Consider the following 25050-nt stretch of genomic DNA (forward strand, 5'->3'; position numbering starts at 1 on the left):
CTATGGTATTCCAATAATACATAAATTATTACTATTAGTACATTTTAACTTATTTTAACTATATTTTAATGAAAATAAGGTAGGGTGTGCGTTTTTTTGAAGATATTTTGCTTGTTTTTGCCCCAAAACAAGAGATTTATTCCTTTTTTTTAAGATGAATATCAATAAAATACCGCCTATTTATAAGGCATCCAAGATAAATAATACAATAGAATTAATAATACTTAGTATAGATTGTGTATTTAATGGAATAATGATTCTATTTTTTCGGTTGTCTAAAGTACTGTTTTTGTTGGTTTGGCTTTAACGGTTTATTTGCTGATCCAGAATTTCTAAAAATGTTGAAGGTTCTGGTCGTACTCTGTAATTATCAGTCAGATCTGCAAATATAATATTGCCTTTGGCATCGGTAATAATAACAGTCGGCATTACCGTGTCACTTTCATAACCTAATACCTGAAATCCCATAGGGATCCCACTTTTGGACAAAATCTGAAGCTGCTTTGCTACTTTATTGTTTTGATCAATAAGGTAATTGAAATGTAGACCGAACTTTTTTGCAAGAAGATTTGTATGAGCATGTGGTTGTGGACTAATAAAAACTACGTTCGCATTTCTTTTTTCAAGTTCTTTATATTGTGATGCTATTTCTTTTATTTGTGCCATGCATAAAGGACACCAATTACCTCTATAAAACAAATAAATAGATGGGTTGCCTATAAAACGTGAAGTACTTACTTCATTTTTATGGATGTCCTCTAGTATTAATTCTGGCAATTGATTCCCTACTTTTAGAATTTTATTGTTTTCTCTGTTTTTAAAGGTAGAATACCATTTTAAGTATAATATCCAGCCTATAAATAAACCAATTGATGGTAAGGCAATGTTTATGTTTTTTTCTATGATTATAGAAGATATGATGCTTGTTAGAAAACCAATAGCAATAAAAAAAGTATGTATTGTTAGACCTGCCTTGGTTCTGGCTACGGGTTTTAAAAAAAGTAGAGCAAAAAAAGCTACAATAGTTGTAAATATAAATAATTGCCCTATGTTGTTGATTGATAATCTATCATGATAGATTTGAATACTAGTCATGATCAGAAAATAAAGAGAAGTAACAGGAAAAAGAGCTATGAAAATAGACTTCAGAGTAGCATTCATTTTTTGTATAGGTTAGTCATTTGGCAGTTTTAGTCAATAAAGATATGATGAACTTACAGGTTTAGAATTAATTTTAGTATTTTCATTCCCGATTTTTTAACAAAACTATTATCATTTTTTATCCTACCCAAGATGTGTAATAGAAATTTTTGTCTGTTATGACAAAAGATTTTTACCATACTATAAATTATTACACAAATGACAGAGGATTTTCTTCAATACCTATGGAAATTTAAAAAATTTAAGTTTTCAGACCTTAAAACAACAAATAATGAAAGTATAATTCTTCAACATACTGGTTGGCATAATGAGCTACACTCTGGGCCTGATTTTTTTGATGCCAGACTTATAATAGAAGGACAAAAATGGGCAGGTACAATAGAGGTACATCTTACTTCTGGTGATTGGTATGTACATAATCATGAAAATGATCCTGCCTATGATAATGTTATTCTTCATGTGGTGTGGGAGCACGATGTAGATATATTTAGAAAAGATAATACAGTTATACCAACATTAGAACTGAAACAGTATGTCTCTCAAGATATATTGAGTAACTATAAAGAACTTTTTTACAAAGGAGAAAAAAAACAGATTGCTTGCAAAAAGGAATTAAAGGGTATACCAGACTTTATCCTCTCGGGTTGGCAAGAAAGATTATATCTAGAAAGGCTAGAGAGTAAAACAGTTTTGATTTCTGAGCTTTTAAAAGAATCAGCCAACGATTGGGAAGTAGTACTTTTTAAAATGCTAGCCAAAAATTTTGGCCTGAAAACAAACGGGGAAGCTTTTTTGAGCATAGCCAATTCAATAAATTTTTCAATACTCAGAAAATGTATAAACCGCCTTGATCTTATAGAAGCACTGTTTTTTGGGCAAGCAGATCTTTTAGATTACGAGATGAATGATGCTTATGCTATGCATCTTAACAATGAGTATGCGTATATTAAAAATAAGTTTAAGCTTAATAATACAGGGGTGTTGCCTGTTCAGTTTTTTAGGCTTCGCCCTTCTAATTTTCCAACAATAAGATTAGCACAGTTAGCAATGTTGTATTTTAAGAATAAAAATTTATTCCAGGATGTCATAAGATTTCAAACTCCAGAAAAATTTTATGAACTTTTTAAAGTAGGAGTAAGCAATTTTTGGACTAACCACTATACTTTTAATAAAGAATCAAAGACCGTTAATAAGAACATTTCAAAATCATTCATAGATCTATTATTGATCAATACAATTATTCCAATAAAATTTGTTTATCAACGAAGTATTGGACACGAGTCTAATGAAGAAGTTTTTGATATGATAACTCAAATTTCTTCAGAGAAAAATAGTATTATAGATAATTTTACTGCATTACAAACACCTATAGAAAATGCAATGCATTCTCAGGCAATGATTCAACTAAAAACAATCTATTGTGACAAAAATGCTTGCTTGCGATGTGAAATAGGTAATTTTTTGCTAAATAAATCAAATATATGAGTCTGTATTATGATTTAAAGGTGTACTAGATTTTATATAATCTGGGATTAAAAATGTCAAGATCACTTCTGTATTAATGATAATATAATTATTTTGCGTTATGTTTTATAATCTTAGACATTTTTTAGAAAGAAATGGATTTTATGTTTCTTCCCGTGTAGCAGATAGATTAGGAATGCGAGCAAAAAACGTTCGATTGTTTTTTATTTATTTAACTTTTGCTACTGTAGGCTTGGGGTTTGTGATCTACCTTAATATGGCATTCTGGTTAAAATTAAAGGATTTGGTATATACCAAACGAACTTCAGTTTTTGATCTATGATAAAAATTAATAATTGGGGAAGCCCTAAATTATATATAGCTTTAATTTTATTAGTTGTTGTAATTATAGTAGGAGTTTTTGGTTTTCGTTTTTTTTCAGATTATTCATGGGTAGATGCTTTATATATGACTGTGATAACCATGTCTACCGTTGGGTTTGGAGAGGTAGCTCCTCTTGATGACAATGCAAAATTATTTACTGTATTTCTTATTTCTACGAGTGTGGCAATATTTGCGTATACCGTTTCTGTCATTACAGAATATATAGTGAGTAAGAATGATCCAAAAAGAATGCAATACAGAAAAATGCAAAAAATGATACATCAAATAGAAAACCATATCATTATTATTGGGTATGGCCGTAATGGTAAACAGGCTGCAGCAAAATTGTTAGCCTATGATAAGCCTTTTGTCATTATAGAAAAAGATGAAGCTGTTATAGAGCGTTATCAAAATGATAATTTATTTTTTCTAAAAGGAAATGCTACAGAAGATGAGGTTCTGTTAGAAGCTGGAATTAAGAATGCGGCTTGTTTAATTTGTACTTTACCAGAGGATGCTGATAATTTATTTATAGTACTTTCGGCTCGACAAATAAATAAAGAACTAAAAATCATAAGTAGAGCTTCTCAAGATGCCTCGTATAAAAAAATAAGATTGGCCGGAGCAGATAATGTGATTATGCCTGATCGTATAGGAGGAGATCATATGGCATCATTGGTTGTGGTTCCTGATTTGATAGAATTCTTAGATAACTTGTCTATTATTGGTAAGAAATCAATCAACATAGAAGAAGTATCTTTTGAAGATATTTTTGATAAATCCGAGACGCAAACGATTCGTGAGATAGATATGCGATCTAAGACAGGTTGTACGATTATAGGTTATAAATCTCCAGATGGAGAATATATAGTTAACCCAGAAGCGGATACAGAATTGAGACCAGGTTCTAAAATAGTGGTTTTGGGTCGTCCAGAACAAATTAATCTGTTGAATAAAGAGTTTAATATCTAGTTTATGTAAAAACATTTAGTTTGTAAAAAATTGTAATCAACCGTTTTTTTTACCATCTTGCTCTTTTGTTAGAAAAATAAATTCAATATAACTTATATAATCATGAAGAGATCTCTTCTTTCACTTTTAGTCATTCTCACACCCATTATTACCTTTGCACAAGAAACCGTAGAAAAAGGTTTGGATCAAAAAATTGATGAAGGTTTTAAACCAATTTCTGACTTTTTTTCAGCCGTAATTTTCTTTAGAGTTTTTGATACTCCTTTTGTTTTAATACTATTAGTTCTTAGTGCTTTGTTTTTTACCATTTATTTTGGGTTCCCTAATATTCGATATTTTGGGAAAGCCATTAACGTGGTAAGAGGTAAATATGATGATGTAGAAGATCATAGTTTAGGAGATCCTTCGGCTGCTGTAGATGGAGATATTAAAGACACCATAAGAGATGAAAGTAAAGAAGGAGAAGTAAGTCATTTTCAGGCGTTGGCAACAGCAGTTTCTGGTACTGTAGGTAATGGTAATATAGCTGGAGTTGCATTGGCAATTGCTTTGGGAGGGCCCGGAGCAACATTCTGGATGATTATTTGTGGCTTTTTAGGTATGTCCACTAAGTTTGTAGAATGCACCTTGGGTGTACAATATAGAGATGTAGGAGAAGATGGTACGGTATACGGAGGGCCTATGTATTATTTAAGTAAAGGGCTTAAGGATAAAGGATTTAAAGTATTTGGTAAGATTGCAGCAGTATTATTTGCAATTTTTTGTATAGGAGGTTCTTTTGGTGGAGGTAATGCAGCTCAATCCAATCAGGCTACAATTGTTCTTAAAGAAATTTTTGGATTAGAAAGTACTGGTGCTGGTTTTTGGATTGGTATAACTCTGGCAATTCTGGTAGGGATTATTATCATAGGAGGAATAAAGCGAATTGCTTCGGTAACAGAAAAAGTAGTTCCTTTTATGGCAGTGATGTACATATTAGCTTGTTTGTATATTATTTTTAGTAATTTCTCTTTTGTAGATGACGCTATTGGATTAATCGTTACAGAGGCATTTAATCCTAAGGCTATAGGAGTTGGAGGTGTAATTGGAGTTTTGTTGGTTGGTTTTCAAAGAGCCGCCTTTTCGAATGAAGCCGGAGCAGGTTCTGCATCCATTGCGCATTCTGCGGTAAAAACAAATTACTCTGCTTCAGAAGGATTGGTTGCTTTATTAGAACCATTTATAGATACTGTTGTAATTTGTACAATGACAGCATTGGTTATTATTATATTTAATTTTGGAGGTGCTTTTGCATATGGAGGCGATGGTAGTGGAGCTGTTTTAATTGATGGAGTTTCCTACGAAGGAGCAGGTATTACTTCTATGGCATTTGCAGAGTATATACCGTATTCTAATATTTTCTTAACCATTGCAGTAGTGCTATTTGCAGTGTCTACTATGATATCATGGTCATATTATGGATTACAATCTTGGAAATTTTTATTCGGAAGAGGTAAAGTGGCAGATTTAGTATATAAATTATTATTCTTAAGCTTTATTGTTATCGGTGCTGCTGCAAGTATGAATTCTATTTGGGCATTCTCTGATGCAATGATCTTTGCAATGGTATTTCCAAATATGGTAGGGTTATTTTTCTTATTCCCTGTTGTTAAAAAACAACTTACACGATATTTTACTGCTATAAAGGCTTCGAATAAGTAACATAACTTTTATGACAAAAATAAAATCCCATTTCGAATTACATACACGTTTTCGAAATGGGATTTTTCTTTTATCAATACTTCTTTTAGGAATTGTTTCGAGCTATTATTTTTATAATAATAGACAAAAACCTAAAAATAACTTTGCCGAATTAAAGAGGTTTCAAAAGGAAATAGATTCGCTTAAAACAATTAGCCAAAGCAAAAAGAAAAAACAACAACATAAATTATTTAACCCTAATTTTATTTCAGATTACAAAGGGTACTTACTCGGACTTTCTACAGAAGAACTAGATAGACTGTTTGCGTATAGAGATAATGGGAAATGGATTAATTCTGTCGCAGAATTTAAAAAGGTAACAAGGGTTTCAGATTCCTTACTAGAGCGTATTTCTCCTTTGTTTAAATTTCCGGATTGGACAAAGAACACTTCCAAAAGAACAAGAAATACCGTTAGAAATCATGAAAATTTACCTTATGCTCAAAAAAAAGATTTAAACACTACCACGGTAATTGAGTTGCAAGAGCACGTTGGGGTGCCAGACTTTATTGCAGAGAGAATAATTAAATACCGAAATAAAATAGGAGGTTTTGTAAGTGATCTTCAAATAGAAGATATTTATGGATTGTATGATAATCAGAAAAATAAACTTCTATCGCTATATACAGTTAAGACCCCTAAGGAAATAAAAAAAATAAATCTAAACAAAGCTAAGGTAAAGGAGTTAATGAACGTTCCTTATTTCGATTTTGAGACAGCTATAGAAATTGTAGATTTCATAAAAAATAATGGACAAATATCTAGCTTTGATGAATTAGAAAAAATCGAAGGTTTTTCTTTAGAAAAAATAGATAGAATAGCATTATATTTGACGTTAAATTAAAATCAAAACAAAATCTACGGTAGTTTTTGATAAGTCTCTATAAAATAGTTCTTTATTCTTTTTTGAATAGAATATGAATTTATTTGTAGCGTAGAAAAGATTGCCGAATTAAAAGTAAAACAGAGTTCATTTTAATTGTATATTTATAAATAGACAGTTTTTGATGAATAACATGATTTTATGAATAGATGCGTTATTTGTAAAATTTGTGGTAAGATAAGTTGTAAAACATACGGCTTAGAAACGTTTAGAAATTTTTGAGTTTTGATTAGTAAAAATGATAAAGTTGTTATATGAATAACAGGTATTTTACAGAAGAACACGAATTGTTTAGAGAAAGTCTTAAGGTATTTCTGAAAAAAGAAGTAGTACCTTATATAGATCAGTGGGAGAAAACGGGAGATATTGATCGTTTTATATGGAAGAAATTTGGAGAAATGGGATATTTCGGAATTGCTTATCCAGAAGAATACGGTGGATTAGGCTTGGATCTTTTTTATACGGTGATACTTCTGGAGGAGTTGCAGAAAATTAATTCAGGAGGTTTTGCGGCAGCAATATGGGCGCATGCATATCTGGCAATGACTCATGTTAATAAAGAAGGAGATCATATGATTAAAGAAACATATTTGACCCCTAGTATAACAGGTGAAAAAATAGGGTGTTTGGCGATTACAGAACCTTTTGGAGGATCTGATGTTGCAGGAATGCGAACAACAGCGATTAAAGAAGGAGATGAATATGTAATAAATGGATCGAAAACATTTATTACTAATGGAGTGTATAGTGATTATTTGGTGATAGCAGCTAAGACAAATCCAGAACTTGGAAATAAAGGTATAAGTATTTTTATTATTGATAGAGATACGCAAGGTGTATCGGCTACTAAACTAGAAAAATTAGGTTGGAAAGCTTCAGATACAGGAGAGATAGCTTTTGATAATGTTAGAATCCCTGCCCAAAACTTAATGGGTGAAGAAAATGCCGGATTCTCATATATTATGCAACATTTTGCGTTAGAGAGGTTAATTATGGGAGTAAATGCTCATGCTCGTGCAGAATATGCTTTGGAGTATGTATTACAATATATGTCAGAACGAGAAGCGTTTGGTAAAGCTTTAAATAAGTTTCAGGCATTACGTCATACAATAGCAGATATAGCGAGCGAGGTAGAAGTATGTAAAGAGTTTAACTATTCTGTTGCAAAGCGACTTAATGAAGGAGAATATGTTGTAAAGGAAGCGAGTATGTCTAAACTAATTTCTACCAAGATGGCAGACGAAGCTATTTATAAGTGTTTACAGTTTTTAGGAGGATATGGGTATATGGAAGAATATCCTTTAGCAAGATTACTTAGAGATAGTCGATTGGGGCCTATAGGCGGCGGTACGTCAGAAATTCTTAGAGAAATTATAGCTAAGATTATAATAGATAAAAAAGAATATAAACCAGTTACATAAAATTTGCCGGATACTTAATATAATCATAAAAGCTATTTGGTTTTAAACCGAAGAAATAACCTATTTTTTTACCAGATATAATAGGGGTTAAAATTAAAGAATTTTTTTTTGAAATAAATAATAAAAAAAACTTTGCAGATAATAGTTTTGTGTTATCTTTGCAGCCTAATTATTTCTAAAGAAAGGAGGTGCCACTATGTTAATTATACCAGTTAAAGACGGAGAAAATATAGATAGAGCGTTAAAGCGTTTTAAAAGAAAATTTGATCGAACAGGAACGATGCGTCAGCTTCGTAAACGACAAGCGTTTTCAAAACCTTCTGTTGAAAGAAGAGCGCAAATTCAAAAAGCGCAATATATTCAGCATTTAAGAGATCAAGAAGAAATTTAATTGCAAATAACGTGGTCTGTATAACTTCTTTTTGCAAGAAGTAAGATTCCGTTTTTTAATATAAAATTTAACCGTTGGGATATCAAAAGTTTTATACTTTTGTTTTCTAACGGTTTTTTTTATGTTCATTTCTGAATTTGTTGAATATTTATTATTAGAAAAAAAATATTCAAAACACACGGTGACGGCATATGAGTCTGATCTATTGTCTTTTCTTAGATTTTATGAAAATGAGTATGATGGTGAGTCTATATCAAAAGCGAATTATGCTCAAATTCGTTCTTGGATTGTTCTTTTGGTAGAAGCGGGAGTTGCTAATAGGACAGTAAACAGGAAAGTTTCTTCTCTTAAAACGTATTACAAGTTTTTGTTAAAAACAGAGCAGATAGATAAGAATCCTCTGCAAAAACATAAGGCCTTAAAAGTGGCTAAAAAGCTTCAGGTGCCATTTTCTATAGAAGAGGTAGAAGATGTGTTGAAAATGTTAGATGATGATCAAAGCTTTGAAGGGGTAAGAGATAAGCTTATTGTTGAGATTTTTTATGCTACTGGTATTCGTAGGGTAGAATTGGTGAATATCAAATTGTCTGATATAGATGTTGGTAAACGAGTGGTAAAGGTCTTAGGGAAACGTAATAAAGAACGATATGTTCCTTTATTGCCGGTGGTGTTAGAAACTTTAAAGAGGTATTTGGATGTTCGATCTGATTTGTTTGGAGAGCGAGAGGCGTCATTTTTGTTTTTGACAAAAAAAGGAGTTAAAATCTATGAAACACTTGTATATCGTGTTATAAATAACTATTTTAGTAAGGCCTCTTCAAAAGTGAAAAAAAGTCCGCATATATTAAGACATTCTTTTGCGACTCATTTGCTCAATGAAGGAGCAAATTTAAATGCTGTAAAAGAATTACTTGGTCATTCCAGTTTAGCTGCTACTCAGATATATACTCATCATAGTGTGGCTCAGTTAACAAAAGTATATAAACAATCTCATCCAAGGAATAAAAAGTAAGTGTAGGTTAGATTCTTCGCTCTTTTGTAGCTTAAAATGTTGTTCAACCCATTAAACTAACAAAGTATGAAAGTGAACTTGCAATCTGTAAATTTTAATGTAGATCAAAAGTTAGTCAATTTTATTCAAACCAAATTAGATAAACTAGAAAACCATTTTAACAGGATAATTCATGCAGATGTATTCTTAAAAGTTATGAATACGAGTGGTAAAGAAAATAAAATTACCGAAATTTTAGTAAGTGTGCCTGGAGATGAATTTATGATAAAGAAAATAAATAGATCCTTTGAAGAAGGTGTGGATGAGTGTGTTAGTTCTTTAGAAAGGCAATTGAAAAGACGAAAAGAAAAATTAAATGCTCATGTTTGATTATTTTTTTTGAAAAATAGTTTTGTGAAAGGAATAAATTCTATACATTTGCAGTCCGTTAGAAATAGCGGACTTTTTTATGTTCTAAAACATGGTGAAAAGCCGATGTAGCTCAGCTGGCTAGAGCAGCTGATTTGTAATCAGCAGGTCGTGGGTTCGAGTCCCTCCATCGGCTCTTGAAATATTGAAAAAAGTATCAGGATTTAAGGTTGTTTTTCGTTTTGAAAACATATCTTAATTGGGGCGAGAAGTTTATTCTGAGCTATGTCGAAGGGAGTCCCTCCATCGGCTCAAAAAAGTTGATTTTTCGAAAGAAAAAAAACTTTTTTAAAAAGTATTTTGAAATGTAAAATAAATGACTAATTTTGCGCACTCAAAATCGATAAGTTCTTAAACAAGAATATTGAAAAATAATTGAGGGGAGATACTCAAGCGGCCAACGAGGACAGACTGTAAATCTGTTGGTTTTTACCTTCGCAGGTTCGAATCCTGCTCTCCCCACAAAAAAAACTTAAAAAAGTTTTTGAGACGTTTGTTTTGAAATATTTTTTTTAAAGTTTTAAGCATAAGAAAATAATGCTAATTATTTTTGATGTGTAAAATATTGATTAGAAATCCGAATTGTTTTTAAAAATTCGTGATTTAAAAAGCGGGAGTAGCTCAGTTGGTAGAGCGTCAGCCTTCCAAGCTGAATGTCGCCGGTTCGAACCCGGTCTCCCGCTCAAAAAATACAACGCTAATCTTTTTTAGCATGGGATTTTTAACTATAGATAATGATTTATCGGATTTCTTTCTGAAGGTAACGAAAGTGTTCTGATTTATCATTATGCTCATTAAAAAGCCGGTGTAGCTCAGGGGTAGAGCGTTTCCTTGGTAAGGAAGAGGTCACGAGTTCAAATCTCGTCATTGGCTCTGAGTTCAGATTATTTAAATTGAACACTAATATATAACTAAGATTAAATAAATTAATTATGGCAAAGGAAACTTTTGATCGTTCCAAACCGCACTTAAATATTGGTACTATTGGACACGTTGATCACGGTAAAACAACATTAACTGCTGCGATTACTAAAGTATTGGCAGAAGCTGGTCTTTCTGAAGCGAGAGATTTCGATACTATCGACAACGCTCCAGAAGAGAAAGAAAGAGGTATTACAATTAATACATCGCATGTAGAGTACCAAACACAGAATCGTCACTATGCACACGTTGATTGTCCAGGTCACGCCGATTATGTAAAGAACATGGTTACTGGAGCGGCTCAAATGGATGGTGCAATCTTAGTGGTTGCTGCTACAGATGGTCCTATGCCACAAACTCGTGAGCACATCCTTTTAGGACGCCAGGTAGGTATTCCTAGAATAGTTGTATTCCTTAATAAAGTGGATATGGTTGATGATGAGGAGTTATTAGAGCTTGTTGAGATGGAAGTAAGAGATCTTCTTTCTTTCTATGAGTATGATGGTGATAACGGACCTGTAATTGCTGGTTCTGCACTTGGAGCTCTTAATGGAGAGAAAAAGTGGGTTGATACCGTTATGGAATTAATGGAAGCTGTAGATACTTGGATCGAGTTGCCAAAGCGTGACGTTGATAAAGATTTCTTAATGCCAATAGAAGATGTATTCTCTATTACTGGTCGTGGTACTGTAGCAACTGGACGTATTGAAACTGGTGTTGCAAATACTGGAGATCCTGTTGAGATCATCGGTATGGGAGCTGAAAAATTAACTTCTACTATTACAGGGGTTGAGATGTTCCGTAAGATTCTTGATAGAGGTGAAGCTGGAGATAACGTAGGTATCTTATTAAGAGGTATTGAAAAAACTCAGATTTCTCGTGGTATGGTAATTACTAAGCCAGGATCTGTAACTCCACATAAAAACTTCAAAGCAGAGGTTTATATCCTTAAAAAAGAAGAAGGTGGACGTCACACTCCATTCCATAATAACTACCGTCCTCAGTTCTACGTACGTACAACTGACGTAACTGGAAACATTGCGCTTCCTGATGGAGTTGAGATGGTAATGCCTGGAGATAACTTAACTATTACAGTAGAGTTAATCCAACCAATTGCAATGAATGTAGGTCTTCGTTTTGCGATCCGTGAAGGTGGTAGAACAGTAGGAGCAGGACAGGTAACTGAAATCCTAGACTAATACAATATAGTATATAAAAGTTAAGGTATTCGCTACAGTGAATACCTTGACTTATGTTACGGGTTTAGCTCAGTTGGTAGAGCACTGGTCTCCAAAACCAGGTGTCGGGAGTTCGAGCCTCTCAACCCGTGCTTAGAAAGTATGTCAAGATTATTTAGAGTGACGTACTTGTTGAAATATTGAAGATACCAAAGTAGTAGACTCCTTTTGTGTATAACACGATGGGAAACACTCAATAATATAGATCAATTTTTAATTGATTAAAATGATGAATTTTATATTCAAAGTTAATTTTGAGTATAAATTCTCTTTAAAAAAATGAAAAAATGGCTGGATTAACAAATTACATTGCAGAATCATATAATGAGTTGAAAAATCATGTAACATGGACTCCCTTGGCAGAAGCGCAAAGGTTAACCCTTGTTGTAATTGTTTTTTCTGTTATATTCTCTTTAGCAATCTGGGGAGTTGATACAGTATTTAGTAATTTGATAGAGTATTATTTTACTTTGGTTAAATCTTAAAAAAATATAATGGCTGAAGTAGATAATACGAAGAAATGGTACGTGGTAAGAGCTGTAAGCGGCCAAGAGAATAAAGTAAAAGACTATATAGAGCGCGAAATTGCTCATATGGGACTTGAAGATTTTGTTTCTCAAATATTAGTACCTACCGAAAAAGTGGTACAAATACGTAATGGAAAAAAAATAAATAAGGAAAGAGTTTACTTTCCTGGATACGTTATGATAGAAGCTAATCTTTCTGGAGAAGTACCGCATATCATAAGATCAATTAATGGAGTTATCGGTTTTTTAGGTGAAGTAAAAGGAGGAGACCCGGTGCCACTTAGAAAAGCCGAAATCAATAGAATGCTTGGTAAAGTAGATGAATTAGCTGTCAAGACAGATAATGTTGCTATACCATATACAGTTGGAGAAACTGTAAAAGTAATAGATGGACCATTTAATGGATTTAATGGTACCGTAGAAAATGTAAATGAAGAAAAGCGTAAGCTAGAAGTAATGGTTAAGATTTTTGGAAGAAAGACACCATTAGAATTAAGCTATATGCAAGTAGAAAAAATATAATAATTGTTACATTATAAGATCCAGAATTGTTCTTTTGCTTCCACTTATAGAACAGTTCTAATTTAAAATTAGAAAAATGGCTAAAGAGTTAAGTAAGGTTGTAAAATTACAAGTACGTGGGGGAGCGGCTAACCCGTCGCCACCAGTTGGACCTGCTTTAGGTGCTGCCGGAGTTAATATCATGGAATTCTGTAAGCAATTCAATGGTAGAACACAAGATAAAGCTGGTAAAGTATTACCAGTTGTTATTAGTGTATATAAAGACAAATCTTTTGATTTTGTTATTAAAACTCCACCTGCAGCAGTTCAAATATTGGAAGCAGCAAAGACAAAAAAAGGTTCTGGAGAGCCTAATCGTAAAAAAGTAGCTAGTGTTACTTGGGATCAAGTTCGTACAATAGCAGAGGATAAAATGGCTGATTTAAATGCCTTTACTGTAGAGTCTGCAATGAAAATGATTGCTGGTACCGCTCGTTCTATGGGTGTAACTGTAAAAGGACAGGCTCCTTTTTAATCCAAAAACGTTTACAAAATGGCAAAAGTAACTAAAAAGCAAAAAGAAGCGAACGCTAAAGTTGATAAAAACAAAGCGTATTCTATAGAAGAAGCTTCAGCTTTAGTAAAAGAAATAACAAACGTAAATTTTGATGCATCTGTAGATCTTGCTGTTCGATTGAACGTAGATCCACGTAAAGCAAATCAAATGGTACGTGGTGTGGTAACATTACCTCACGGAACAGGAAAAGATGTTAAAGTATTAGCATTAGTAACACCAGATAAAGAAGCAGAAGCTAAAGAAGCGGGTGCTGATTTTGTAGGTCTTGATGAATACTTAGATAAAATAAAAGGTGGTTGGACAGATGTTGATGTAATTATCACTATGCCAAGTGTTATGGGTAAATTAGGACCATTAGGTAGAGTATTAGGACCTAGAGGATTAATGCCTAACCCAAAAACAGGAACAGTAACAATGGATGTTGCAAAAGCAGTATCAGATGTTAAAGCAGGTAAGATCGATTTTAAAGTTGATAAAACCGGTATCGTTCATGCGGCAATAGGTAAATCATCTTTTGATGCTGAAAAAATAGCAGGTAACGCTAAAGAATTATTAACAACATTAGTAAAGCTAAAACCACAAGCGGCTAAAGGAATATATATTAAATCTATATATATGTCTTCAACAATGAGCCCTGGAGTAGAAGTTGATTCTAAAAACTTTGCTGGGTAATTAAGATATACGATTATGACAAGAGAAGAAAAATCAGTAGTAATTGAAGACTTAACTGCTCAGTTGGCCGAAAACGCTAATATCTATTTAGCAGATATTTCAGGTTTGGATGCAGGAACAACTTCAAACTTACGTAGAGCTTGTTTCAAAGCTAATGTATCATTAAAAGTAGTAAAAAACACACTCCTTGCTAAGGCAATGGAGAAGTCTGATAAAGATTTTGGAGATTTACCTACAACATTAAAAGGTAATACATCCATTATGTTTTCTGAAACAGGTAATGCACCTGCAAAGGTTATTAAAGAATTTCGTAAGAAATCAGAGAAGCCTTTATTAAAAGGAGCATTTGTTGAAGAAGCAGTATTTGTAGGTGACGAAAACCTTGAGGCATTAGTTAATATTAAGTCTAAGGAAGAAGTTATCGGAGATATCATTGGTCTATTACAGTCTCCAGCTAAGAATGTAGTTTCTGCATTAAAGTCTGGTGGAGGTAAGATCGCAGGTATCCTTAAAACATTATCCGAAAAAGAAGGATAATAATGATAGTGTACGCACTTTTTAACAAATTATATTTCAATTAAAAAATTATTTAAAACGATAGAAAATGGCAGATTTAAAAGATTTCGCAGAACAATTAGTTAACTTAACAGTAAAAGAAGTTAATGAGTTAGCTGATATATTAAAAGAAGAATATGGTATCGAGCCTGCTGCTGCTGCAGTCGCTGTAGCTGGTGGAGCTGCTGGTGGTGGAGAAGCTGCAGAAGAGAAATCAGAATTCGATGTAATACTTAAAGCTGCAGGTGGAGCTAAGTTAGCAGTTGTAAAACTTGTTAAAGAATTAACTGGTCTTGGTCTTAAAGACGCTAAAGGATTAGTTGATGGTGCTCCTAGCCCAATCAAAGAAGGTGTAGCTAAAGATGAAGCAGAAGCTCTTAAAGCTCAATTAGAAGAGGCTGGAGCAGAGGTTGAGCTTAAATAAGCTTACCATAGATTGACATAAAGGTTTAGACCCACTACGCCCAAAAAGCGTGGTGAGGTCTAAACCATTTTGCGTATATAAACATTAAGTGTTAAAATGCGCGACCTTTTTAAAAATTTAATTTAATTCCGTCCATTGATGTTAGCAACGCAAACTGAAAGATTGAATTTCTCTTCCGCAAAGAATCGACCTGATTATCCTGATTTTCTAGATATACAGATCAAGTCATTTCAGGATTTCTTTCAACTAGAAACAAAATCTGAAGAAAGAGGAAACGAAGGTTTATATAATACCTTCATGGAAAACTTCCCGATTACAGACACACGTAATCAATTTGTACTAGAATTTTTAGACTATTTTGTAGACCCTCCTAGATACGATCTTCAAGAGTGTATTGAAAGAGGTCTTACTTATAGTGTGCCTTTAAAAGCACGATTAAAATTATTCTGTACAGACCCAGAACACGAAGATTTTGAAACAATTGTTCAGGATGTGTATTTAGGTACAATACCTTATATGACACCAAGTGGTACCTTTTGTATTAATGGTGCAGAACGTGTTGTGGTATCACAGTTACACCGTTCTCCAGGAGTATTCTTTGGACAATCATTCCATGCAAATGGAACAAAGTTATATTCTGCAAGAGTAATTCCTTTTAAAGGATCTTGGATAGAATTTGCTACCGATATTAATAGCGTAATGTACGCATATATCGATAGAAAGAAAAAATTACCGGTTACAACTCTTTTCCGTGCAATTGGTTTTGAACGTGATAAAGATATTTTAGAAATATTTGATCTTGCAGAAGAAGTAAAAGTTTCTAAATCCGGATTGAAAAAAGTTCTGGGACGTAAACTAGCGGCACGTGTTTTAAATACGTGGCATGAAGATTTTGTAGATGAAGATACAGGAGAAGTAGTTTCTATAGAACGTAATGAAATAGTATTAGATCGTGATACCATTCTTGATAAAGATCATTTAGAAGAGATTATTGAGTCTGGTGCGAAAGCGATTTTACTTCATAAAGAAGATAATCAAAAAGGTGATTATGCTATTATTCATAATACACTTCAAAAAGACCCTACCAATTCTGAAAAAGAAGCGGTAGAACATATATACCGTCAATTACGTAATGCAGAACCGCCAGATGAGGAAACTGCAAGAGGTATTATTGATAAGTTATTCTTTTCTGATCAACGTTATAACCTAGGTGAAGTAGGGCGTTACAGGATGAATAAGAAATTAGGGTTGGATATCGAAATGGATAAGCAAGTGCTTACCAAAGAAGATATTATTACTATTATCAAATATCTTATTGAGTTAATTAACTCAAAAGCAGAGATTGATGATATTGATCACCTTTCTAATCGTCGTGTTAGAACTGTTGGAGAACAATTATCACAACAGTTTGGTGTAGGATTAGCTCGTATGGCACGTACAATACGTGAACGTATGAATGTAAGAGATAATGAGGTGTTTACACCTATTGATTTGATCAATGCTAAGACCTTATCGTCTGTTATTAATTCTTTCTTCGGTACCAATCAGTTGTCTCAATTTATGGATCAAACAAATCCATTAGCAGAGATAACACATAAACGAAGACTTTCTGCATTAGGACCTGGAGGTCTATCACGTGAACGTGCTGGATTCGAGGTACGAGATGTTCACTATACGCATTATGGACGTTTATGTCCTATTGAAACACCTGAAGGACCAAATATTGGATTAATTTCTTCATTGGCTGTTTTTGCAAAGGTGAATTCTATGGGATTCTTAGAAACTCCATATCGCAAAGTTACCGATGGTCAGGTAGATGTAAATGAGTTTAGATACTTGAGTGCAGAAGAAGAGGAAGAAAAACTTATAGCACAAGCAAATATTCCAATGACCGATGAGGGTAATATTACTTCAGACAAGGTTATTGCTAGAATGGAAGGCGATTTCCCAGTAATTGACCCGACAAATGTAAATTATGCCGATGTCGCTCCTAATCAAATTGCATCAATTTCTGCATCATTGATTCCTTTCTTAGAACATGATGATGCAAACCGTGCATTGATGGGATCAAACATGATGCGTCAAGCAGTACCATTATTAAGAGTGGATGCTCCAATTGTAGGTACAGGACTAGAACGTCAGGTAGCATCAGATTCTAGAGTATTGATAAATGCAGAAGGAGACGGAGTTGTAGAATATGTAGATGCACAAAAGATTACAATTAAGTACGATAGAACCGATGAAGAGCGAATGGTAAGCTTTGATGGTGATTCTAAAACGTATGAACTTATAAAATTCCGTAAGACTAACCAGGGTACGAGTATTAACCTGAAACCTATTGTAAGTGTAGGTGATCGTGTTAAAAAAGGAGAGGTGTTATGTCAAGGGTATGCTACAGAAAAAGGTGAATTAGCACTTGGTAGAAATATGAAAGTAGCCTTTATGCCTTGGAAAGGGTATAACTTTGAGGATGCGATTGTGATTTCTGAAAAAGTGGTAAGAGATGATATCTTTACGTCAATTCATATCGATGAGTATTCACTTGAAGTAAGAGACACCAAACTTGGTAACGAAGAGTTGACAAATGATATTCCTAATGTATCTGAAGAGGCTACTAAAGACCTTGACGAGAACGGAATGATTCGAGTAGGAGCAGAGATCAAGCCAGGAGATATTCTTATCGGTAAGATTACTCCAAAAGGAGAAAGTGATCCAACTCCAGAAGAAAAATTATTAAGAGCGATCTTTGGTGATAAAGCAGGTGATGTAAAAGATGCATCTTTAAAAGCATCTCCTTCTTTACATGGAGTAGTAATAGATAAAAAATTATTTGCTCGTGCGATAAAAGATAAAAGAAAGAGATCTCAGGATAAAGAAGATATCGAGATGTTGGAAAGATCGTACGATACTAAATTCGAGTTGTTAAAAACTGAATTAGTAGATAAGTTATTTACTATTGTTGGAGGTAAAACTTCTCAAGGAGTAATGAATGATCTTGGAGAAGAAATACTACCTAAAGGTAAAAAGTATACTCAAAAAATGCTTAATAGTGTTGATGATTATGCACACCTTACCAAAGGAGTTTGGACTACAGATGATGATCTTAATAGAATGGTAGCAGATCTTATCCATAACTATAAGATTAAAGAAAATGATTTACAAGGTAACTTACGAAGAGAGAAATTTACAATCTCTGTAGGAGATGAATTACCTTCAGGAATTATAAAGCTTGCAAAAGTTTACATCGCTAAAAAACGTAAACTTAAGGTAGGTGATAAAATGGCAGGTCGTCACGGTAACAAAGGTATTGTTGCTCGTATCGTAAGAGAAGAAGATATGCCATTCTTAGAAGACGGAACACCAGTTGATATCGTATTAAATCCACTTGGGGTACCTTCTCGTATGAATATTGGTCAGATTTATGAAACTGTTCTTGGGTGGGCAGGACAAAAGTTAGGTAGAAAGTTTGCTACTCCAATTTTTGACGGAGCCTCTTTAGACCAGATAAATGAGCTGACAGATGAAGCGGGAATTCCTCGATTTGGACATACGTATCTTTATGATGGTGGAACAGGAGATCGTTTCCATCAGCCAGCTACTGTAGGTGTGATTTATATGCTTAAACTAGGTCACATGGTAGATGATAAGATGCACGCACGTTCTATTGGTCCATACTCGTTGATTACACAACAACCATTAGGCGGTAAAGCACAATTTGGAGGTCAGCGTTTTGGAGAAATGGAAGTTTGGGCACTAGAAGCATATGGAGCTTCAAGTACTCTTCGTGAAATATTGACCGTAAAATCTGATGATGTAATAGGTAGAGCAAAAACATACGAGAGTATTGTAAAAGGTGAACCTATGCCAGAACCAGGATTACCAGAATCATTCAATGTATTAATGCACGAATTGAAAGGTTTGGGTCTGGATATCAGATTAGAAGAATAATATACTACATGGCCAACAGATATCCTTTAACGTTAAAAAGGATACTGTTGGTTGTCTATATATTATTCAAATTTAAATTACAATAATTCTTAAGCAACCATATATTATGGCAAGAAATAATGATAAGAATACAGTAAAGAGATTTAACAAGATCTCTATAGGTTTAGCTTCTCCAGAATCAATATTAGCGGCGTCTAATGGAGAAGTGTTAAAACCCGAAACTATCAATTATCGTACTCACAAACCTGAAAGAGATGGTTTGTTCTGTGAGCGTATTTTTGGACCTGTAAAGGACTTCGAATGTGCTTGTGGTAAATATAAAAGAATTCGTTACAAAGGTATTGTTTGTGATCGATGTGGAGTAGAAGTTACCGAAAAGAAAGTGCGTAGAGACCGTGTAGGGCACATTAACTTAGTAGTTCCTGTGGCACACATTTGGTATTTCCGTTCTTTACCAAATAAAATAGGATACTTGTTAGGTCTTCCTTCTAAAAAGTTGGATATGATCATTTACTACGAACGTTACGTAGTAATTCAACCAGGTATTGCTAAAAATGAAGAAGGAGAACCAGTGCAAAAAATGGATTTCCTTACCGAAGAAGAATACTTAAATATTCTAGATAGCCTTCCGCAAGAAAACCTATACTTAGATGATACTGACCCTAATAAGTTCATCGCAAAAATGGGAGCAGAATGTTTGATCGAGATTCTTAGAAGAATTGATCTTGATGAATTATCCTATGAATTAAGACATAAAGCAAATAACGAAACCTCTAAACAACGTAAAACAGAAGCTCTTAAGAGATTACAAGTGGTAGAGTCGTTACGTGACGCTAATAAAAATAGAGAGAACAATCCAGAGTGGATGGTACTTAAGGTAATTCCGGTAATTCCACCAGAATTACGTCCATTGGTACCACTAGATGGAGGTCGTTTTGCAACTTCAGATTTAAATGATTTATACCGTAGAGTAATTATTAGAAATAATCGTCTGAAACGTTTGATGGAAATCAAAGCGCCAGAGGTTATTTTACGTAACGAAAAGCGTATGCTTCAAGAATCTGTAGATTCATTATTTGACAATACTAGAAAAGCATCAGCTGTAAAAACTGATTCTAACAGACCGTTAAAATCATTATCAGATTCTTTAAAAGGTAAGCAAGGACGTTTCCGTCAAAACTTACTAGGAAAACGTGTGGATTACTCTGCTCGTTCTGTAATTGTTGTAGGACCAGAACTAAAATTGTTTGAGTGTGGTCTTCCTAAGAATATGGCAGCAGAATTATACAAACCTTTTGTCATCAGAAAATTGATAGAAAGAGGGATTGTTAAAACTGTAAAATCAGCGAAGAAAATAATAGATAGAAAAGAGCCTGTAGTTTGGGATATTCTGGAGAATGTACTTAAAGGACATCCAGTATTACTAAACCGTGCTCCAACGCTTCACCGTTTAGGTATACAGGCATTTCAGCCTAAATTGATAGAAGGTAAAGCGATTCAGTTACACCCATTGGTATGTACTGCATTTAATGCCGATTTTGATGGAGATCAGATGGCGGTGCACTTACCATTAGGACCCGAAGCAATTTTAGAAGCGCAGTTATTGATGCTTGCATCTCATAACATTCTAAACCCAGCTAATGGTTCTCCTGTAACTGTACCATCTCAGGATATGGTACTTGGTCTATATTATATGACAAAGTCACGTAGATCAACACCAGAACTAGAGATAAAAGGAGAAGATTTAACTTTTTATTCTCCAAAAGAAGTAGTTATAGCTTATAATGAGAAACGATTAGATATTAATGCTAATATCAAAGTTCGTACGCAAGATGTTGAAGATGGTAAGCAAGTAACTAAAATCATTGAAACTACTACAGGTAGAGTATTGTTTAATGAGAAGGTGCCAGCGCAGGCGGGATATATTAATGAAGTATTGACCAAAAAATCATTAAGAGATATTATTGGTGATATTTTGAAAGTTACTAGTGTGCCTGAAACAGCTGCGTTCTTAGATGAAATTAAAACTTTAGGATATAATTTTGCATTCCAGGGAGGATTATCATTTAGTTTAGGAGATATTATTATTCCTAAGGAGAAGCATGATATGATTGCAAGCGCAAACAGTAAGGTAGACGATATTGTAGCGAACTATAATATGGGGTTAATTACCAATAATGAGCGTTATAATCAGGTGATTGATATATGGACTTCTACCAATGCGCAATTGACAGAATTGTCTATGAAGCGTATTAGAGAAGATCAGCAAGGGTTTAACTCTGTGTATATGATGCTTGATTCTGGAGCAAGGGGATCTAAAGAGCAGATTCGTCAGTTAACAGGAATGCGTGGATTAATGGCAAAACCTAAGAAAGCTAGTTCTGCTGGTGGAGAAATTATTGAAAACCCGATTCTTTCTAACTTTAAGGAAGGTCTTTCGATTCTAGAATACTTTATTTCTACTCACGGTGCTCGTAAAGGACTTGCAGATACGGCTCTTAAAACTGCCGATGCAGGATACCTTACAAGACGTTTAGTAGATGTAGCACAAGATGTAATTGTTAATATTGAAGATTGTGGTACTTTAAGAGGTGTAGAAGTTGCTCCTCTAAAGAAAAATGAAGAGATTATAGAAGGACTTGCGGCAAGAATTGTTGGTAGAACTTCGTTGACAGATGTTATTAATCCTTTGACGCAAGAAGTTATTGTAGAGGCAGGAGTAGAAATAGATGATATAACTGCAAAAGCTATAGAGGATTCACCAGTTGAAACAGTAGAAGTTCGTTCTGCACTTACTTGTGAAGCTAAGAAAGGAATTTGTGTAAAATGTTACGGTCGTAACTTGGCAACTGGTAAAACAGTACAGCGAGGAGAAGCTGTAGGTGTTGTTGCTGCTCAGTCTATTGGAGAACCAGGTACACAGCTTACACTACGTACTTTCCACGTAGGAGGTATTGCGGGTAACATTTCTGAGGAAAATCAATTAAAATCTAAATTTGCTGGTAAAGCGGAAATAGAAGAACTTAAAACAGTAAAAGGAGAAGATGCAGAAGGAGCTGAAATTGATGTAGTAATTTCTCGTACTTCTGAAGTTAAAATAATTGATCCAAAGACTAAGATAGTTTTAAGTACGAACTTAATCCCTTATGGTTCTCAGTTGTTTATCAAAGATGGAGATACTCTTACAAAAGAGCAGGTTATCTGTCAGTGGGATCCATATAATGGAGTGATTATTTCTGAATTTGCAGGTAAAGTTAAATATGAAAATATTGAACAAGGAATTACCTATCAGGTAGAGATTGATGAACAAACTGGTTTCCAGGAAAAAGTAATATCAGAATCTAGAGATAAGAAAAAAATACCTACACTTCATGTATTAGGTAAAGGAGACGAAGTATTACGTTCTTACAACCTTCCGGTTGGTGCACACCTTATGATTGATGATAATGAAAAGATTAAGGTTGGTAAAATTTTAGTGAAAATTCCACGTAAATCTGCAAAAGCAGGAGATATTACAGGAGGTTTACCACGTGTAACAGAATTATTCGAAGCAAGAAACCCGTCAAACCCAGCTGTAGTTAGTGAAATTGATGGTGTAGTTTCTTTCGGAAAAATAAAGAGAGGTAATCGTGAGATTATAGTAGAATCAAGAATTGGAGAGATTAAGAAGTACTTAGTGAAGTTATCTAATCAGATTCTAGTACAAGAAAATGATTATGTACGTGCAGGTATGCCTTTATCAGATGGTTCGACTACGCCAGAAGATATTCTTAAGATCAAAGGACCATCAGCTGTTCAACAGTATTTGGTAAATGAAGTACAAGAAGTATATCGATTACAAGGAGTGAAGATTAATGATAAGCACTTCGAAGTAGTGGTACGTCAAATGATGCGTAAGGTTAGAATCGAAGATCCGGGTGATACTATTTTCTTAGAAAATCAGTTAGTACATAAGTCTGACTTTATAGAAGAGAATGATGAAATCTTCGGCATGAAAGTTGTCGAAGATGCTGGAGATAGCGAGAAACTAAAACCAGGACAAATTATTTCTCCAAGAGATCTTAGAGATGAGAATTCTTCGTTGAGAAGAGATGATAAAAACTTAGTTACGGCAAGAGATGTTTCTCCTGCAACTGCGACACCAATACTTCAGGGTATTACAAGAGCTTCCCTACAAACTAAGTCATTTATTTCTGCAGCCTCGTTCCAGGAGACCACAAAAGTATTAAATGAAGCCGCAGTAAGTGGTAAAGTTGATACCTTAGAAGGTCTTAAAGAGAATGTTATTGTTGGACATAGAATACCAGCAGGAACAGGAATGAGAGATTACGAAAGTATTATTGTTGGTTCGAATGAAGAGTTCGAAGAACGAATGCAGCAACGAAAAGAAGTTAATTATAATTGATATTAATTAGAGAAAAGCCTGCCTGTTTAGGCAGGCTTTTTTATTTGAGATTTAAAAATATAAGTAATATGGCAGAGAATAAAAATCAAAACCAATTAAACATTGAAATAGATGAAGCTACTGCAGATGGTACCTATAGTAACCTAGCCATTATAAATCATTCTGTTTCCGAATTTGTTGTTGATTTTGTAAACATAATGCCTGGGCGCCCAAAAAGTAAAGTGAAGAGTAGAATTATTTTAACTCCGCAACATGCAAAACGACTTTTAAAGGCTTTGGGAGACAATGTAAGTAGATTTGAGTCTGCTCACGGTGAAATAAAAGATTATGATCAACCTCCGACAATGCCTATGAATTATGGGCCTACAGGCGAAGCGTAATCAAACATTGTTATGCGAAAAAAGCAGTAATGCTATCTTGCGAGACATTACTGCTTTTTTTGTTATATAGACTTTTTCTAAAACTTCCCTTAAAGATAAGTTCTGATAGAAAAAAGAATACTTAAAACCAGGATTATGCATTAGAACTTCATTATGAAGGTTTCAAGTGCAATAAAAACTGGTGTTTTCTTAATTTCAGTATAGTAGTTTATCCTGAGTTTATCGCCAAATATATGAATCGGAGCAAGGCAAGTAAGCCTAAACCAATCGATCTATCTGCGCATTTTTATTTCTTGTTTAATTTATAAAAATCTAGCGCCTTTACAAAAATGAAGTAACCTTTTGATTTGGAACTAAATTGCTCTGATTTCATATATAATGTTACAAGCGGGCTTTTTTTGCTACCTCCGTAATTTCTTTTACAAATTCTGTTTTTCCAATTCTATATTCAATTCGATTTTTAGAATACTTTTTAGCAAGTTTACATTTTAACTTTTCATATTTTCTAATAACCGTAGGGTTTAGCTTAAGGTAATCTCTGAAATAAATTCTATCCCATAATTCTGGGTGATTTCCGATTGTCATATGGGCAAAGAATTTTTGAGATTTCTTTCCGTCTGTATGAAATCCTTTTACAAATATCATATAATCTATTCCAAATCCTGGTTGTCGAAAAAATTGATATCCTAAATCCATCATTTTATTAATAATACTTTCATCAAAAAGAAGATGATTTGGGATTTCAATTAGAATATCGACAATATCCTTAGCTTTTAAATTGGGTATAGAAGTACTCCCAAAATGCTCTATTCTATGAACAGTTTCATTTCCTAATTTATTTTCGATTAGCTTTTTTTCGAATTCAAAGATTGAACTCCAATTCGAGTTATAATTTTTCATTTCAATAGGGAAAAGTTCTCCCCATTCCTCAACATTTAACTCTTCTAACCTGAGTTCGATTCTTAAAATAGGCAAATTTGGTTAGAAATTCGGTTTTGAAATTTGATTTGTGGTTTTTTAGGTAAGAAACTATAAGCAATAAGTCCAGATATTATATTGCTAAGGA

General features: G+C 33.8%; 21 protein-coding genes, 5 tRNA genes and 1 pseudogene. 24 read left to right on the plus strand and 3 right to left on the minus strand.

What is annotated here, in order from left to right; all coding sequences use genetic code 11:
- Positions 1-303: 303 nt before the first annotated feature.
- Complete coding sequence (locus ABW636_RS17815) at positions 304-1161, minus strand: peroxiredoxin family protein (RefSeq protein ID WP_367591427.1); 858 nt, start codon at positions 1159-1161, stop codon at positions 304-306.
- Positions 1162-1359: 198 nt separating this feature from the next.
- Here ABW636_RS17815 and ABW636_RS17820 point away from each other — a divergent pair, with 198 nt between their 5' ends.
- The 24 genes from ABW636_RS17820 to ABW636_RS17935 all read left to right on the plus strand — a co-directional run bounded on the left by ABW636_RS17820 (position 1360) and on the right by ABW636_RS17935 (position 23984).
- On the plus strand, positions 1360-2646 hold the full coding sequence (locus ABW636_RS17820) for a DUF2851 family protein (RefSeq protein WP_367591428.1): 1287 nt from the start codon (positions 1360-1362) through the stop codon (positions 2644-2646).
- Positions 2647-2746: 100 nt separating this feature from the next.
- Entirely contained in the window at positions 2747-2968 is a 222-nt protein-coding gene (locus tag ABW636_RS17825) for a PspC domain-containing protein (RefSeq protein WP_367591429.1), read from the plus strand.
- Positions 2965-3981, plus strand: coding sequence for a potassium channel family protein (locus ABW636_RS17830; protein ID WP_367591430.1), 1017 nt, complete (start codon positions 2965-2967; stop codon positions 3979-3981). The genes ABW636_RS17825 and ABW636_RS17830 overlap by 4 nt, the downstream gene beginning before the upstream one ends.
- A gap of 102 nt (positions 3982-4083) precedes the next feature.
- Entirely contained in the window at positions 4084-5682 is a 1599-nt protein-coding gene (locus tag ABW636_RS17835) for an alanine/glycine:cation symporter family protein (protein WP_367591431.1), read from the plus strand.
- A gap of 10 nt (positions 5683-5692) precedes the next feature.
- Positions 5693-6565 (plus strand): ComEA family DNA-binding protein, encoded by an 873-nt coding sequence (locus tag ABW636_RS17840; protein WP_367591432.1) that lies wholly within the window; start codon positions 5693-5695, stop codon positions 6563-6565.
- A 293-nt stretch (positions 6566-6858) separates the two neighbouring features.
- Positions 6859-8025 (plus strand): acyl-CoA dehydrogenase family protein, encoded by a 1167-nt coding sequence (locus tag ABW636_RS17845; RefSeq protein ID WP_367591433.1) that lies wholly within the window; start codon positions 6859-6861, stop codon positions 8023-8025.
- Positions 8026-8221: 196 nt separating this feature from the next.
- Entirely contained in the window at positions 8222-8416 is a 195-nt protein-coding gene (gene rpsU / locus ABW636_RS17850; protein WP_024768892.1) for a 30S ribosomal protein S21, read from the plus strand.
- Positions 8417-8537: 121 nt separating this feature from the next.
- On the plus strand, positions 8538-9428 hold the full coding sequence (locus ABW636_RS17855; protein ID WP_367591434.1) for a tyrosine-type recombinase/integrase: 891 nt from the start codon (positions 8538-8540) through the stop codon (positions 9426-9428).
- A gap of 66 nt (positions 9429-9494) precedes the next feature.
- Positions 9495-9797, plus strand: a complete 303-nt coding sequence (hpf, locus tag ABW636_RS17860) for a ribosome hibernation-promoting factor, HPF/YfiA family (RefSeq protein ID WP_367591435.1) — start codon at positions 9495-9497, stop codon at positions 9795-9797.
- Positions 9798-9898: 101 nt separating this feature from the next.
- Positions 9899-9972: transfer RNA gene (locus ABW636_RS17865), tRNA-Thr, on the plus strand.
- A gap of 243 nt (positions 9973-10215) precedes the next feature.
- A tRNA-Tyr gene (locus ABW636_RS17870) sits at positions 10216-10298 on the plus strand.
- Between the two features lie 148 nt (positions 10299-10446).
- Positions 10447-10519, plus strand: a tRNA-Gly gene (locus ABW636_RS17875).
- A gap of 118 nt (positions 10520-10637) precedes the next feature.
- Positions 10638-10709: transfer RNA gene (locus tag ABW636_RS17880), tRNA-Thr, on the plus strand.
- A 59-nt stretch (positions 10710-10768) separates the two neighbouring features.
- The gene (gene tuf / locus ABW636_RS17885) at positions 10769-11956 is read left to right on the plus strand and encodes an elongation factor Tu (RefSeq protein WP_367591436.1); all 1188 of its coding nucleotides are present in this window, start codon (positions 10769-10771) and stop codon (positions 11954-11956) included.
- Between the two features lie 58 nt (positions 11957-12014).
- Positions 12015-12087 (plus strand) — tRNA-Trp (locus ABW636_RS17890).
- Between the two features lie 195 nt (positions 12088-12282).
- A complete protein-coding gene (gene secE / locus ABW636_RS17895; RefSeq protein ID WP_367591437.1) occupies positions 12283-12480 on the plus strand; it encodes a preprotein translocase subunit SecE in 198 nt (65 codons plus the stop codon).
- Positions 12481-12489: 9 nt separating this feature from the next.
- On the plus strand, positions 12490-13044 hold the full coding sequence (nusG, locus tag ABW636_RS17900) for a transcription termination/antitermination protein NusG (RefSeq protein ID WP_367591438.1): 555 nt from the start codon (positions 12490-12492) through the stop codon (positions 13042-13044).
- 76 nt (positions 13045-13120) lie between these two features.
- Positions 13121-13558, plus strand: a complete 438-nt coding sequence (rplK, locus tag ABW636_RS17905; protein ID WP_367591439.1) for a 50S ribosomal protein L11 — start codon at positions 13121-13123, stop codon at positions 13556-13558.
- Positions 13559-13576: 18 nt separating this feature from the next.
- Complete coding sequence (gene rplA, locus ABW636_RS17910) at positions 13577-14272, plus strand: 50S ribosomal protein L1 (protein WP_367591440.1); 696 nt, start codon at positions 13577-13579, stop codon at positions 14270-14272.
- 15 nt (positions 14273-14287) lie between these two features.
- On the plus strand, positions 14288-14809 hold the full coding sequence (gene rplJ, locus ABW636_RS17915) for a 50S ribosomal protein L10 (protein ID WP_367591441.1): 522 nt from the start codon (positions 14288-14290) through the stop codon (positions 14807-14809).
- Positions 14810-14876: 67 nt separating this feature from the next.
- Positions 14877-15251 (plus strand): 50S ribosomal protein L7/L12, encoded by a 375-nt coding sequence (gene rplL, locus ABW636_RS17920; RefSeq protein ID WP_367591442.1) that lies wholly within the window; start codon positions 14877-14879, stop codon positions 15249-15251.
- A 138-nt stretch (positions 15252-15389) separates the two neighbouring features.
- Positions 15390-19199, plus strand: a complete 3810-nt coding sequence (rpoB, locus tag ABW636_RS17925; RefSeq protein WP_367591444.1) for a DNA-directed RNA polymerase subunit beta — start codon at positions 15390-15392, stop codon at positions 19197-19199.
- A gap of 106 nt (positions 19200-19305) precedes the next feature.
- Positions 19306-23604, plus strand: a complete 4299-nt coding sequence (gene rpoC / locus ABW636_RS17930) for a DNA-directed RNA polymerase subunit beta' (protein WP_367591445.1) — start codon at positions 19306-19308, stop codon at positions 23602-23604.
- Positions 23605-23672: 68 nt separating this feature from the next.
- Positions 23673-23984 carry a DUF3467 domain-containing protein gene (locus ABW636_RS17935; RefSeq protein WP_367591446.1) on the plus strand — a complete coding sequence of 104 codons (312 nt, stop codon included), beginning with the start codon at positions 23673-23675 and terminating at the stop codon, positions 23982-23984.
- Positions 23985-24365: 381 nt separating this feature from the next.
- Here the strand turns inward: ABW636_RS17935 and ABW636_RS17940 are convergent, their stop codons facing one another.
- Together ABW636_RS17940 and ABW636_RS22590 are read right to left on the minus strand one after the other, a co-directional pair.
- Positions 24366-24959 carry a GrpB family protein gene (locus ABW636_RS17940; RefSeq protein WP_367591447.1) on the minus strand — a complete coding sequence of 198 codons (594 nt, stop codon included), beginning with the start codon at positions 24957-24959 and terminating at the stop codon, positions 24366-24368.
- A pseudogene (locus tag ABW636_RS22590) lies at positions 24947-25050 on the minus strand (IS982 family transposase); the annotation flags it as partial. The pseudogene ABW636_RS22590 and the gene ABW636_RS17940, both read right to left, overlap by 13 nt.

Origin of the sequence: Aquimarina discodermiae (genome assembly GCF_040786235.1) — a bacterium.
Lineage (GTDB): Bacteria > Bacteroidota > Bacteroidia > Flavobacteriales > Flavobacteriaceae > Aquimarina.

Excerpts from the sequence above, each read along its gene's own strand:
- rplJ (WP_367591441.1), top strand. The coding sequence starts at position 14,288 with ATGACAAGAGAAGAAAAATCAGTAGTAATTGAAGACTTAACTGCTCAG.
- ABW636_RS17935 (WP_367591446.1), top strand. The coding sequence starts at position 23,673 with ATGGCAGAGAATAAAAATCAAAACCAATTAAACATTGAAATAGATGAA.
- rpoB (WP_367591444.1), top strand. The coding sequence starts at position 15,390 with ATGTTAGCAACGCAAACTGAAAGATTGAATTTCTCTTCCGCAAAGAAT.
- rpoC (WP_367591445.1), top strand. The coding sequence starts at position 19,306 with ATGGCAAGAAATAATGATAAGAATACAGTAAAGAGATTTAACAAGATC.
- rplK (WP_367591439.1), top strand. The coding sequence starts at position 13,121 with ATGGCTAAAGAGTTAAGTAAGGTTGTAAAATTACAAGTACGTGGGGGA.
- ABW636_RS17815 (WP_367591427.1), bottom strand. The coding sequence starts at position 1,161 with ATGAATGCTACTCTGAAGTCTATTTTCATAGCTCTTTTTCCTGTTACT.
- rpsU (WP_024768892.1), top strand. The coding sequence starts at position 8,222 with ATGTTAATTATACCAGTTAAAGACGGAGAAAATATAGATAGAGCGTTA.
- ABW636_RS17820 (WP_367591428.1), top strand. The coding sequence starts at position 1,360 with ATGACAGAGGATTTTCTTCAATACCTATGGAAATTTAAAAAATTTAAG.
- ABW636_RS17855 (WP_367591434.1), top strand. The coding sequence starts at position 8,538 with ATGTTCATTTCTGAATTTGTTGAATATTTATTATTAGAAAAAAAATAT.
- ABW636_RS17840 (WP_367591432.1), top strand. The coding sequence starts at position 5,693 with ATGACAAAAATAAAATCCCATTTCGAATTACATACACGTTTTCGAAAT.
- ABW636_RS17845 (WP_367591433.1), top strand. The coding sequence starts at position 6,859 with ATGAATAACAGGTATTTTACAGAAGAACACGAATTGTTTAGAGAAAGT.
- ABW636_RS17835 (WP_367591431.1), top strand. The coding sequence starts at position 4,084 with ATGAAGAGATCTCTTCTTTCACTTTTAGTCATTCTCACACCCATTATT.
- rplL (WP_367591442.1), top strand. The coding sequence starts at position 14,877 with ATGGCAGATTTAAAAGATTTCGCAGAACAATTAGTTAACTTAACAGTA.
- ABW636_RS17830 (WP_367591430.1), top strand. The coding sequence starts at position 2,965 with ATGATAAAAATTAATAATTGGGGAAGCCCTAAATTATATATAGCTTTA.
- rplA (WP_367591440.1), top strand. The coding sequence starts at position 13,577 with ATGGCAAAAGTAACTAAAAAGCAAAAAGAAGCGAACGCTAAAGTTGAT.
- secE (WP_367591437.1), top strand. The coding sequence starts at position 12,283 with ATGGCTGGATTAACAAATTACATTGCAGAATCATATAATGAGTTGAAA.
- tuf (WP_367591436.1), top strand. The coding sequence starts at position 10,769 with ATGGCAAAGGAAACTTTTGATCGTTCCAAACCGCACTTAAATATTGGT.
- nusG (WP_367591438.1), top strand. The coding sequence starts at position 12,490 with ATGGCTGAAGTAGATAATACGAAGAAATGGTACGTGGTAAGAGCTGTA.
- ABW636_RS17825 (WP_367591429.1), top strand. The coding sequence starts at position 2,747 with ATGTTTTATAATCTTAGACATTTTTTAGAAAGAAATGGATTTTATGTT.
- hpf (WP_367591435.1), top strand. The coding sequence starts at position 9,495 with ATGAAAGTGAACTTGCAATCTGTAAATTTTAATGTAGATCAAAAGTTA.